Source organism: Chachezhania antarctica, from assembly GCF_003646465.1.
Classification (GTDB): Bacteria; Pseudomonadota; Alphaproteobacteria; order Rhodobacterales; family Rhodobacteraceae; genus Chachezhania; species Chachezhania antarctica.
Genome location: NZ_QZEX01000001.1, coordinates 156,791 through 169,732, shown reverse-complemented (window position 1 = coordinate 169,732; position 12,942 = coordinate 156,791). Strand labels below are relative to the sequence as shown.

At 66.4% G+C, this 12,942-nt stretch carries 8 protein-coding genes; 3 read left to right on the top strand and 5 right to left on the bottom strand.

Annotated elements, in window-relative coordinates; genetic code table 11:
• Window positions 1-44: 44 nt before the first annotated feature.
• The 4 genes from D4754_RS00875 to D4754_RS00860 are packed head-to-tail and all read right to left on the bottom strand — an operon-like array spanning window position 45 to window position 6,760.
• A complete protein-coding gene (locus tag D4754_RS00875) occupies window positions 45-2,084 on the bottom strand; it encodes a hypothetical protein (protein ID WP_121060701.1) in 2,040 nt (679 codons plus the stop codon).
• A gap of 19 nt (window positions 2,085-2,103) precedes the next feature.
• Entirely contained in the window at window positions 2,104-4,884 is a 2,781-nt protein-coding gene (locus tag D4754_RS00870) for a DUF4159 domain-containing protein (RefSeq protein ID WP_121061561.1), read from the bottom strand.
• Window positions 4,884-5,756 carry a DUF58 domain-containing protein gene (locus tag D4754_RS00865; RefSeq protein WP_121060699.1) on the bottom strand — a complete coding sequence of 291 codons (873 nt, stop codon included), beginning with the start codon at window positions 5,754-5,756 and terminating at the stop codon, window positions 4,884-4,886. Before D4754_RS00865 ends, D4754_RS00870 begins: the two co-directional genes overlap by 1 nt.
• On the bottom strand, window positions 5,753-6,760 hold the full coding sequence (locus tag D4754_RS00860; RefSeq protein ID WP_121060697.1) for an AAA family ATPase: 1,008 nt from the start codon (window positions 6,758-6,760) through the stop codon (window positions 5,753-5,755). Before D4754_RS00860 ends, D4754_RS00865 begins: the two co-directional genes overlap by 4 nt.
• A gap of 92 nt (window positions 6,761-6,852) precedes the next feature.
• Between D4754_RS00860 and D4754_RS00855 the strand changes: the two genes are divergently transcribed.
• The 3 genes from D4754_RS00855 (at window position 6,853) to D4754_RS00845 (ending at window position 9,888) form a co-directional block, all read left to right on the top strand.
• Complete coding sequence (locus D4754_RS00855) at window positions 6,853-7,461, top strand: DUF1285 domain-containing protein (protein WP_121060695.1); 609 nt, start codon at window positions 6,853-6,855, stop codon at window positions 7,459-7,461.
• A gap of 126 nt (window positions 7,462-7,587) precedes the next feature.
• Window positions 7,588-8,346: a hydroxypyruvate isomerase family protein gene (locus D4754_RS00850; protein WP_420837189.1), complete on the top strand. Its 759-nt coding sequence runs from the start codon at window positions 7,588-7,590 to the stop codon at window positions 8,344-8,346.
• A gap of 198 nt (window positions 8,347-8,544) precedes the next feature.
• On the top strand, window positions 8,545-9,888 hold the full coding sequence (locus tag D4754_RS00845; protein WP_121060692.1) for a calcium-binding protein: 1,344 nt from the start codon (window positions 8,545-8,547) through the stop codon (window positions 9,886-9,888).
• 123 nt (window positions 9,889-10,011) lie between these two features.
• Here the strand turns inward: D4754_RS00845 and polA are convergent, their stop codons facing one another.
• A complete protein-coding gene (gene polA, locus D4754_RS00840; RefSeq protein ID WP_121060690.1) occupies window positions 10,012-12,822 on the bottom strand; it encodes a DNA polymerase I in 2,811 nt (936 codons plus the stop codon).
• Between the last annotated feature and the right edge of the window lie 120 nt (window positions 12,823-12,942).

The following is a 12,942-nucleotide window of genomic DNA, read 5'->3' as shown; positions in this document are numbered from 1 at the left end:
CTGCCAGGAAGGTCCTTTTTCAAGAGCCTTCCCGCCGTGTCGGGCTATTGGCGGCCTTCGCGCAGCCAGCCGCCGATGATCAGAAGTGCGGCCAGGATCAGGACAAGCCAGGGCGGCAGCAGCGACAACTGGTGGACGTCCTGCGTCTGGTAGGCTTCGCGCGGTGTGATCCCCAGCCAGCCACGCCCGGCGGCGGGACGACCGGCGCGGACCTCGCGGATGCCGGGCAAACCATCTTCGATCCGGAACACACCGCCGCGCAGGGGCGCCAGGACCGGCTCGACCACGTCACCGGTGGCGATGGTTTCCTCGAACTCCTTCGGCGCCGCGGGGCCAAGGCCGATGACGGCGGTCTTCTCGCCTTCCTCCAGCCGGTAGAGACCCAGCTCCGTCCCGTCGTAGAGCGCTTCGAACCGGCCGGGGCTGACTTCGTCCAATTCCACCGTTTCTTCCGTCCCGTCGGGGCGGGTGATGGTCACGGCGCCGACCTCTTCGCTCAGGCTCCGCCGGACGATCCGCATCGTCTGGCCGGTTGCTTCGGCCCAGAGCGCTTCTTCCTCAAGCTCGGGCTCCTTCATCATCCAGTGCGCCAGCCGCCGCAGCAGTTCCAGTTGCGGACCGCCGCCGTCATAACCGCGGGTCCAGAGCCACGCGTGATCCGATGCCAGCAGCGCCACGCGGCCTTCGCCGACACGGTCGAGCATCAGCAGCGGCCGGTCGCCCGGTCCGTGCATCACCGTCTGCCCGCCCAGCGGATCGAGCTCCACCTGCCGAAGCCAGTCGCCCCAGGCCTCCGGGTCGGGCAATCCGGACGTCACGGGATGGCGTTCGCCCAGGTCTGTCACGGCGGGTTTGAACCGTTCCTCGACCAGCCGGGCCGAGGGTTCGGCCGGCAGGATGGTCCCCAGCGGCGACCGGGCGAGGCTGTCGGCGCCCGCGAAATCCGGGCCGGCCGAGATCAATACCGCGCCGCCGTTGCGGACGTAATCGGCCACGTTGTCGAGATAGATCGGCGGCAGGATCCCGCGGCGCTTGTAGCGGTCGAAGATGATCAGGTCGAAATCCTCGACCTTCTCCATGAACAGCTCGCGCGTGGGGAAGGCGATCAGGGAAAGTTCGCCCACCGGCACGCCGTCCTGCTTTTCGGGCGGGCGGAGGATGGTGAAATGCACGAGGTCGACCGAGCTGTCCGATTTCAGCAGGTTGCGCCAAGTGCGGCTTCCCTGGTGCGGTTCGCCCGAGACAAGCAGCACGCGCAGCCTGTCGCGCACGCCGTTGATCTGGATGATCGCGGCATTGTTGCGGTCGGTCAGTTCGCCGTCGGCTTCCGGAACCGAGAACCGGATCACGTTGCGTCCGCCATGGGGCAGCGTCACCGGCAGGTCGATCTCCTGCCCGATGGGGACGGTGAAGCGTTCCGGCGGCTGGCCATCGACCGAGATGTCGAGGTCTGCCATGGCGTCCGCCGGCGCCGCGCCGCTGTCTTCGACCTTCAATGTCAGCGTCACCGGTTCGCCGATGATGGCGAAGGCGGGGGCGTTCTCGACGATAAGGCGGCGATCCCAGTCGTCCTCCTGCCCCGACAGCATCAGGTGCAGGGGCGCGGGCAGGTCGGGCGTGCGTTCGATATCGTGCACGCGGCCGTCGGACAGGGCGATGATGCCTGCGACGCGCGCCTGCGGTTCCTCGGCCAGCGCGGCAGACAGAGTCGTCATCAGCTCCGTGCCCGCGTTCTTCATGCCGTCCGGCACGCGGATGCGGCGGATTTCCGTGTTCTCCCGCGCGGCCAGTTGGGTGGCCAGCGCATCTGCCGCCTCAGCCGTCTGGCTGGCGCGGTCGGACAGGCGCTGGCTGGCGCTGTCGTCCTCGATCAGCAGGATGATATCGGACAGCGGCGCGCGATCCTCGGCCAGGTAAACCGGGCCCGACAGCGCCGCGACCAGCACCAGCCCGGCGCCGGCACGGAAGGCCCAGCCCGACAGCCCGCGCCACAGCGCCAGCACAACGCCGGCCGCGGCGATCACGCCCAGCGCGATCAGCAGGGGCAGGGGCAGAAGGGGGTCGAAGATGACGGTTCCGGTCATGGAAGCTCCGGTTGGGGCATCACTGGCCCAGACGATCGAGAAGGGCGGGGACGTGGACCTGGTCGGATTTGTAGTTGCCGGTCAGCACGTACATCACGAGGTTGACGCCGAAGCGATGGGCCAGTTCGCGCTGGCGTTCGCCGGCAAAGCCGCGGCCCACGGGCAGCAGCGGGCGGCCTTCGGCATCGGTGGCCCAGGCGGCGGCCCAGTCGTTGCCGCCGAAGATCACCGGGGTCACCCCGTCGTTCAGGTTGCGGAACGGCATGCCTTCGACGCTTTCGGCATCGGCGGGCGCAGATTCGACCCAGATCGACCGGCCGTTATGGCGGCCCGGGTAATCCTGCAGCAGGTAGAAGGTGCGGGTCAGGACATGGTCGTCCGGCACAGGCTCCAGCGGCGGGATGTCGAGCGGGGCGGCCAGTTGCTGCAGCTTCCGGCCATTGGGGCTGGAGGTGCCGAAATTCGCGATATGCGCGTCGCGGGTGTCGAACACGATCATGCCGCCCGACCGCAGGTAAGTGTTCAGCTTGGCATAGGCCTCGTCCGACGGCAGCGGCTGGTCCGGCGTGATCGGCCAGTAGAGCAGCGGGTAGAAGGCCAGTTCGTCGGTTTCCAGATCCACGCCATGGGGCGTTGCCGGTTCGACCGAGGTGCGGAAATACAGCGTGTCCGACAGGCCGCGCAGCCCTGCCTGGGCGATGTCGTCGACTTCCGGATCGCCGGTCAGGACATGCCCCAATACCAGTTCGTCGGTGGCGAGGATGGCGAGATCGTCGGTCTCTGCCTCCTGCGCCTGCGCGGGATCGGCGGCGGTCAGCAAGCACAGCGCCAGCAGGGCCGCGGCCCCGCCGGATCGCGCGCGAGATGCCGTGAGCCGGCCCGAAAGCGCCAGCGTGGCGATCACGTCGGCCGCCAGAAGCAGGAGGGCGAGGCCCAGAAGCCAGCCGCCCAGCGGGCGTTCGCGTTCGAAACCCAGGCCTTCGACCGGCACGTCGGCGGGCCATGTCGCGGGTTGCAGGGTTTCATCCGGGCGCAGCACGTTGCGGGCAAGACGGCGGTCTTCGTTCTGGTAGAGACCGGGGCGCATGTCAGGGCCAAGCTGGGCCGAGACCAGTTCAGGCCCCTCGACGCCGGGCAGCGTGGTCGCATCTTCCAGCAGGCCGAACCCGTCCAGCACACGTACAGGCGTCCAGACCGTGCCCTCCAGATCGGCGGCATCGGGCGAGCCGGTGGCGGAGGAAACGGCGAGGCGCTCCAGCATCTCGACAAACAGGCCCGACAGCGGCAGCGAGGACCATTCGGCATTGGCGGTGACGTGGATCAGCACGACCTGGCCGCCCCCCAAGGCCTTGCGGGTGACAAGCGGTGTGCCGTCGGAAAGCGAGGCGATCACGCGGTCGGCGAGCGTCGGGTCGGGCTGGGCCATGACCTGTGACGTGACGGTGACATCCTCCGGGATGGTCAGACCGAAGAAGGGCGAATCCTCCTTGAAGGGGGCCAGTTCCTTGGGCGAGCCCCAGCTCATCGCGCCGCCGACGCTGCGGCCCCCGGCGCGCAGGCGCACGGGCATTAGCGGGTGTTCGTCGGACCGGCTCACGTCGCTGGCCGCCAGGCGTGGCCCGGCGAAGCGCAAGAGCAGGCCGCCATCGTCGACCCATTCGGTCAGCGCGTCTTCCTCGGCCGCCGACAGCGTCGCGACATCGGCCAGCACGATGGCATCCGGGTTGGCGGGCAGCACGTCCAGCAGCGCGCCGTTCAGGATATCGGCTGTCGGTTCCAGCGCCTGTTCAAGGTAATGGAGCGGCGCCAGCAGTTCGAGCCCCTCATGCCCCTCGCGCCCGGCGATCAGGGCAACTTCGCGGCGGCGCAGGCCGTCATCGCCAAGGCTGACGGCCCCGGCCGACCGCTGGCCCTGCAGTTCGAACCGCGTGATCCGGGCGCGGAGTTCGGACGGCAGCGACAGGTCGACGCTGGCCTCGGTCTCCCCCGCCGCGAAATCGGCGGTGGCCGAGGCCAGCAGGCGCTCCGTGCCTGCCGGATCGCGGCCCTGGGCCAGTACGGTCACTTCCCGTGACGGGCCGGCGGTGGCGCGGATAATGGTCAGGCGGATGACGCCGTCTTCGAAGGTGGCGGGGCGCAGCGCCAGGGCCTCGCGCGTGGATTGCAGGACGCGAAGATCGCCGGCGCTGCGTGCGGCGGCGATCAATTCGTCACGGCCTTCGTAATCGACCCCGTCGGAGATCCAGCGGATCTCCGTCCCGGCAGGAATGCCATCGAGCGCGCTCGAGGCCATGGCGATCTGATCCGGCGACGGCTGCCACGGTTCGGGTAGAAGCCCCGCGATGCGGGTCCGCCATGCGGTGGCGTTCTGGAACTGAGGTTCTTCCGGCTGGGTCAGGCGCATCATCGCGACGGGTCGCCCGGCGCGGCCGGCTTCGGCAAGCTGCTGTTCCAGTAGATCGGACGTCCGCGCCCAGGCGCTGGCGCCCGCCCAGCTGGCATCCAGCAGGAAGAGTACGGGGCCGGAGCCCGCGGTTTCCGTTTTCGGGTTCAGGACCGGGCCGGCCAGGCCAAGGATCACGGCCGCGACGGCGATCATGCGCATCAGCAGCAGCCACCACGGCGTGCGGTCGGTGACCTGTTCGTCGTCCTTCAGGCCCAGAAGCAGCGTGACGCCCGGGAACATCCGCCGGATCGGCGCGGGCGGCACGGCGCGCAGCAGCAGCCACAGGACCGGCAGCGCGGCCAGCCCCAGCAGCAGCCACGGCGCGGTAAAACCTATGCCCAGGATGGTGAACATCATGCCCCCCGGTTCAGCGCGGTCCACAGCCACAGAAGGGCCGATTGCGCGCTGTTGTTGGTCAGGTGCAGCCCCATCTGCCAGCCGGTGGTGCGGGTCAGACGCTCCATCCAGTCGCGGCGGGCGGCGAGACGGTCGAGATAGCGTTGCCGCAGCTCTCCCGCCTTCAGGGTCTCGTGATGGATCGACCCGCCGACGCTTTCGAAGATCGTGCGTCCTCGGAAGGGGAATTCCTCTTCGCTGGGGTCAAGGATCTGCAGCAGTACGCCCCGCACGCCGCGGTCGGCGGCCTTGGTAAGCGCCACTTCGACCTCCTCCATCGGACCGAGGAAATCCGAGATGAACAGCGCCCTTGCATGGGGGATCATGGCGCGATGTTCGGGCGGGGCGTAATCGTCTTCGGCGTCTTCCGAGAACATCTCTGCCAGTCGCAGGATCTGGTTGCGGCCCCGGCGCGGCGGCAGGTTGGTGCCGGTCAGGCCCACCCGTTCGCCGCCACGCACCAGCAGCACGGCCGAGGCGAGGCCAAGAAGCCGGGCACGGTCGGCCTTGGTCGGCAGGCTGTCATCCGAGGCAAAGCGCATCGACGCGCCCCGGTCGACCCAGAGCATCACCGATTGCGCGATCTGCCATTCCCGTTCGCGGACGAACTGCTGGTCGCCACGGGCAGACCGGCGGTGGTCGATCAGGCGGCGGCTGTCGCCCTGCTGCACCGGGCGGTATTGCCAGAAATCGTCGCCCAGCCCGGCGCGCCTTCGGCCGTGATCGCCCAGAAGGACGGTCCCGGCCAAGTGGTCGGCGCGGGCCAGAAGCGGGGGAAGGCGTCCGGCCTCGGCTTCGGCCTTATGTCGTAGGGTGCTGGCTGACGTCACGCCGCCCTCTCGTGCCCGTCAAGACGGGCGGCGGTGTCTTCGATCAGCCCGGCAAGGCTGTCACCACGGGCGCGGGCCGCGAAGGTCAGCGCCATCCGGTGGCTGAGAACGGGGCGGGCGAGCGCGATCACGTCTTCGGGGCTGGGCGCCAGCCGGTTTTCCAGAAGCGCCCGCGCCCTCACCGTCAGCATCAGCGCCTGCGCGGCGCGGGGGCCGGGGCCCCAGGCGACGGTGTCCTGAACACGTTCGGAGGCGCCGGGTTCCTCGGGGCGGAAGGCGCGGACGAGATCGAGGATCATGTCCATAACGGCCTCGCCCACCGGCATCCGACGCAGCAGGCGCTGCGCGGCCAGCAGGTCTTCCGTGGAGAAAATCGCCTCGGCCTCGGCCTCCTCCACGCCGGTGGTGGCCAGGAGGATGTCGCGTTCGGTCTGGCGGTCGGGGTACTGCACGTCGATCTGAACCAGGAATCGGTCAAGCTGCGCTTCGGGCAGCGGATAGGTGCCTTCCTGTTCGATCGGGTTCTGCGTGGCCAGCACATGGAAGGGTGTGCCCAGCGGGCGATCCTGCCCTGCGACGGTCACGGTGCGTTCCTGCATCGCCTGCAGCAGCGCCGATTGCGTCCGGGGAGAGGCGCGGTTGATCTCGTCCGCCATCAGAAGCTGGCAGAAGATCGGACCTTCCAGGAATCGGAAATGGCGCGATCCGTCTTCGGCCGTGTCCAGAACTTCGGATCCAAGGATATCGGCCGGCATCAGGTCGGGCGTGAACTGCACGCGGTTGGAATTCAGCCCCATCACGGTCGCCAGCGTTTCCACCAGCCGCGTCTTGCCCAGTCCCGGCAGACCGATCAGCAATCCGTGCCCGCCGCACAGGAGCGACGTCAGCGCCAGGTCCACGACCTGCGTCTGTCCGATAAAGCGGCGGTTGATCGAGGCCTTCGCACGTGCGAGCTTTTCTTCAAGCGCTTCGATCTCGGCGACCAGGTCGGTGGGATCGGACATGGACTTCCTTTCGGGACGGGGAGCGTTTCGTTAGGCCGGGAGTTACCCTGTTGAACCTAAGATTATCTCGACAGGAAGAAATGGCAAAAGCAATGACTGCACAAAAAACCGTGACACCTTCGGCGGAGGGGATCGCAGAAGCGATCCGGTCGGCCGAAAACACCGATGGCGAAAAAAGGGGCAAGAAACGCGGCCTGCCGCCGGTACACCTTTGGAATCCCCCGTTTTGCGGCGATCTGGACATGCGGATCGCCCGCGACGGGACGTGGTTCTACCTGGGCACGCCCATCGGCCGGAAGGAGCTGGTGAAGCTGTTTTCGTCGATTCTGAAGCTGGAAGACGGCAAACACTATCTTGTGACCCCTGTCGAAAAAGTGGGCATTACCGTCGATGACGCGCCTTTCGTCGCGGTTGATTTCCAGGTTTCGGGCGAAGGGCGCGACCAGGTGCTGACTTTCACGACTCAGGTGGAAGACCAGACTGTGGCGGGCCCGGAGAACGGCATTCGTGTCGAACGCCACAGTGAAACGGGCGAGCCGTCGCCCTATGTCCACGTCCGCGCAGGGCTGGAGGCGCTGATCGACCGAAAGAGCTTTTATCGGCTGGTGGACCTGGGCCAGGACCATGACGGATGGTTCGGCGTCTGGTCGGGCGGAGAGTTCTTTCCGATCATTCCGTCGAAGGAACTGGACGGTCTGTGATCGCGGGCGGTGCGTGGGAACCACGCACCCTTCGGTTGCCGCGACCGGGTGGTCTGGCAGCCTGACCTTTGATAGAAGGACTGAGATCGGTTTTCGACGTTTCGTAAGGGGTTTGGTGTCATTCCGCTGAAGTTTGCCGCGAACATTTCGCATCTGTTTCTTGAACGACCGTTCGAGGATCGCTTCGCCGCGGCCGCCTCTGCGGGGTTCACGGGCGTCGAGATCCTGTTCCCTTATGACCGCCCCGCTGCCGAGGTGGCCGCGCTGGCCGGGGCCGCGGGCCTGACACCCGTCCTGATGAACGCGCCCCCGCCGGTGCCTGAGGGCAAGCCCAGGGGCTTCCCCGCGGAACCGGGGCAGGACGCCGTGTTCCGCGCGCAGATGGAAGGCGTGCTGTCCTATGCCTCGGGCTTCCGGCCCGGGCTGATCCACGTGATGGCCGGCTACAGCGACGATCCCGACACCGTGGCGCGCTTCGTCGATAACCTGACGCTGCTGTGCGATGCCGCGCCAGGGCAGGGCTTCACCATCGAACCGCTGAACCCCGAGGCCCAGCCGGGATACGTGCTGAACGACTACGATCTGGCGCTCGCCGTTCTGGACGCCGTGAACCGGCCCAATCTCGGGCTGCAATACGACAGCTACCATTCGGCCATGATCCACGGCGACGCGCTGGCGGCATGGGAGCGTTTCGGGAGCCGTGCCACCCATGTCCAGCTCGGCGCCGCGCCCGACAGGTCGGAACCCGGACAGGGCGACACCGATTTCCCGGCGCTCTTCCGGGCGATCGAGACGTCGGGCTATGATGGCTGGATCAGCGCGGAATACACGCCGACCACGGATCGGACCGAAGACAGCCTGGGCTGGATGGCGGCATATCTCTGACATTCGCGGCCGCGTTCTTCTTTCCGCAGGGTAAATTACCGGATACGTCGCGCAACACCTGATCTGTACAACCTGAAGTGCAGCAAGACGTTGTTTTCTTGGCAACTTGTCCTGTTAACGGACGGCTGAGGCATTGACCGGCCAGCCCAATGGCGGCGACTGTGCCCGCGTTTCCATTGCCGTTCCCGGAGTCCTCAGATGGCCACTTTCTCATACTCGTCCAGTTCCTGGGGCGCGCTTCAAACCATGTTGACGGGTGTCCTGACCGATACCTCGGACCGGGTCATTTCCTCGACCAGCACCCGGATCGACTATGGCGACAACCCCATGCGCGATCCCTACACCCAGTTCTTCGGCTTCGGGATGAACGGGACCACCACCGCCGGTGTCGTGACCGATGTCGACATTTACTGGCCGAATTCCGGGTCGCTTTCCTACATCATGGACGGCATGCCGCAGGTTCCGCTGGCCGATCTTTTCAACGTCGGAAACACCGCGCACCCGCTGGATGCGCTCAACCACATCCTCGCCCGCGCCGACTGGACGGGCTACGGCACCGGCTATGACGAATCCTTCGACGGGTTCTACAGCGCCGAATCGATCCACGCCGGCGGGGGTGACGACTACTACACGGCCTCCATGGCACCGGGGCAGGCGCGCAACATCGTCGACCGTTTCGATGGCGGCGATGGCAATGACTCGGTTTCGTTCCTCGACATGCCCGTCGGGGTCACCGTGGACCTGGCGGCCGGAACGGTCGTCTTCAACGAGGCCGTGAATGGCGCGATCTTCTCGCGCACGCTGCAGATGGTCAACGTCGAGGAGTTCACCGCCAGCAACCGGGCCGACCAGATTTCGGGCACCAACGGGAACGATCAGCTCTATGCCGCGGGCGGAAACGATACTGTCCGCGGCCTCAAAGGCTCTGATGGCCTGTTCGGCCACGGCGGCGCCGATTTCCTAGATGGCGGGAAAGGGCAAGACTGGCTGAGCGGCGGCAAGGGCAAGGATGTGCTCCTGGGCCGTGGTGGCAACGACAAGCTCGACGGCGACAAAGGGGCAGACGTGCTGCGGGGCGCCAAGGGCCGTGACACGCTGGACGGCGGCGGCGGCCGCGACAAGCTGTATGCCGGCGGCGGCAAGGATAAGTTGCAGGGCGGCGGCGGCAACGACCGGATGGATGGCGGCAACGGCAACGACGTCATGCGCGGCGACATGGGCAGCGACACGCTCCGCGGCGGGAACGGCGCCGACAGGATCGGCGGCGGCCGCGGTAACGACCATATCTATGGCGACAAGGGCAATGACACCCTGACCGGCGGCAAGGGCAAGGACGTGTTCGTGTTCAAGACCAAGGGCAACACGGGCAGTGACGAGATCACCGATTTCCAATTGAAGAACGACCTGCTGGATCTGAGGGGCGGGAACACCAAGACGAATATCTTCCACGATGGCGCCGACACGGTGATCGACTACGCCGGGGGCATGATCCGCCTGCTGGACGTCCACCTGAACGAAAACCAGTACGACGTCATCATCTGACGCCATGCCCGCCGGTCACGGAGACCGGCGGGCCGCCACGCTTCTTTGGTCCACAAATACCTCGGGGGAGCGGCGCCCATGGCGCCGCGGGGGCAGAGCCCCCAGAAATCCCGTCGGCTGACGCTAGTGCGCCTCAGCCCAGTTGGCACCGCGGCCCGCGTCAACGACAAGCGGGACATCCAGCCTCACCGCCGGATCGGCGGCCTCCTCCATCACGCTGCGCGCGACGTCGATGGTCTGGTCGACCGAGCCTTCCGGCACTTCGAACAGCAGTTCATCGTGAACCTGCAGCAGCATCCTCGCGGGCAGATGGGCGATGGCCGCGGGCATCCGGATCATGGCGCGGCGGATGATATCGGCCGCGGTGCCCTGGATCGGCGCGTTGATCGCGGCGCGCTGGGCAAAGCCCGCCTTGGGGCCGCGGGCGTTGATTTCCGGCGTATGGATACGTCGGCCGAACAGGGTCTGGACGTAGCCGTGTTCCTTCGCGAAGCCCTTGGTCGCGTCCATGTAATCGCGGATGCCGGGGAAACGTTCGAAATAGCGGTCGATGAAGCCCTGCGCTTCGGACCGGGGAATCCGCAGGTTGCGGGCCAGCCCGAAACCGGAAATCCCGTAGATCACCCCGAAATTGATCGCCTTGGCGCGGCGGCGGATGTCGGGCGTCATCTCTTCCATCGGCACGTTGAACATCTCGGACGCGGTCATCGCGTGAATGTCCAGCCCGTCGGCGAACGCCTGCTTCAGTTCCGGGATATCTGCGATATGGGCGAGGATCCGCAGCTCGATCTGGGAATAATCGAGCGACAGCAGCACGTTGCCGTCTTCTGCGACGAAGGCCTCGCGGATGCGGCGGCCCTCTTCGCTGCGGACGGGGATATTCTGCAGGTTCGGGTCGGTGGAGGCCAGCCGCCCCGTAGACGCGCCGGCGATGGAATAGGACGTGTGCACGCGCCCCGTGTCGGGGTTGATGTGTTCCTGCAGCGCGTCGGTATAGGTCGATTTCAGCTTCGAAAGCTGCCGCCAGTCAAGGATGCGGGCGGGCATGTCGTGGAGCGTGGCCAGATCTTCCAGCACATCGGCGGGCGTGGAGTACTTGCCGTTCTTGCCGCGTTTGCCGCCTTCAAGGCCCATCTTGTCGAACAGCACCTCGCCCACCTGTGACGGCGAACCGACGTTGAATTTCTCGCCTGCCAGTTCATGGATTTCGGCCTCGAGCCCGGCCATCTTCTGGGCAAAGGCCGACGACATGCGCGACAGGGTCTGCCGGTCGACCTTGATGCCGTCCATCTCCATCTTCGCCAGCACCGGGACCAGCGGGCGTTCCAGCGTTTCGTAGACGGTCGTCACCTTCTCGCGGTGAAGCTCCGGCTTAAGGACCTGCCACAGGCGCAGCGTGATGTCGGCGTCTTCGGCGGCATAGGGCGTGGCGTCCGACAGCGGCACGCGGTCGAAGGTCCGGGCCGACTTGCCAGACCCCAGCAACGGCTTGATCGGGATCGGCGTGTGATCGAGATACCGTTCCGACAGCGTGTCCATGCCGTGCCCGTGGATGCCCGCGTGCTGCGCGTAGGAGATCAGCATCGTGTCGTCGATGGGCGCCACGTCCACGCCGTAGCGGGCGAAGATCTTGGCGTCGTACTTCATGTTCTGCCCGATTTTCAGGACGGACGCGTCCTCAAGCACCGGTTTCAGCGCCTCTAGTGCTTCGTCCAGCGGGATCTGGCCGTCTTCCAGCGCGTCAGAGCCGAACAGATCGTCCGCGTCGCCCTTCTTGTGGATCAGCGGAATGTAGCAGGCCGACCCCGGCTCGACCGACAGGGAGATGCCCACCAGGTCGGCTGTCATCTCGTTCAGGCCGGTGGTTTCGGTGTCGATGGCGACATAGCCGCGTTCCCGGATCTTCGCGATCCAGGTGTCGAGCGCGCCCGGATCCTTGACGCATTCGTAGTTCGCGGCGTCGAAAGGGGCCGTGATCGCCGGGTTGGGCGCAACCGGCGTATCGTCGGCCTTCTCCGGTTGCTTGATCTCGGGCGCGTCGACGCCGATCTGGTCGGCGATGCGCTTGGTCAGGGTGCGGAATTCCATTTCCGCGAGGAAGGGCATCAGGACCTCCGGGTCGGGGTCCTTCACCTCCAGATCGTCCAGCGTGAAATCCAGTGGAGTTTCGCAATCCAGCTGCACCAACTTGCGCGACAGGCGGATCTGGTCGGCATGGTCGATCAGGGTCTGCCGGCGCTTGGGTTGCTTGATCTCTTCCGCGCGCTCCAGCAGCGAATCCAGATCGCCGTATTCGTTGATCAGCAGCGCGGCCGTCTTGATCCCGATGCCCGGCGCGCCCGGCACGTTGTCGACGGAATCGCCCGCCAGTGCCTGCACGTCGACCACGCGGTTGGGCGCCACGCCGAATTTCTCGTGCACGCCGTCCACGTCGATCAGGCGGTTCTTCATGGCATCCAGCATCTCGACCCCGTCGCCGACCAGCTGCATCAGGTCCTTGTCCGAGGAAATGATCGTCACCCGGCCGCCGGCGTCCCGGGCCTGGCAGGCGAGCGTGCCGATGATGTCGTCGGCCTCGTAGCCTTCCAGTTCCTTGCAGGCGATGTTGAAGGCCTCGGTCGCGCGGCGGGTCAGCGGGATCTGCGGGCGCAGGTCCTCGGGCATCTCGTCGCGGTTGGCCTTGTAGAGGTCATACAGATCGTTGCGGAACGTGTGGCTGCCCTTGTCGAAGATCACCGCGACATGGGTGGGCGCGTCCGACCCGGTGTTTCCCTCGATATAGCGGTAGAGCATGTTGCAGAAGCCCGCGACGGCGCCGATGGGCACGCCATCGGACTTGCGCGTCAGCGGCGGCAGCGCGTGATACGCCCGGAAAATGAAGGACGAGCCGTCGATCAGATGCAGATGGCAGCCCTTGCCGAATGTCGTCGTCATGTCGCCCTCACTGCTGGTCCGGGGGAAGATATGCCACGTTCGGTTCCATGCTGCCAGCAGGGTTCTTCCGTTGCGGATTTGCGGTCGCAGGGGCTCAAAAAGGACCGGTGCGTACTTATT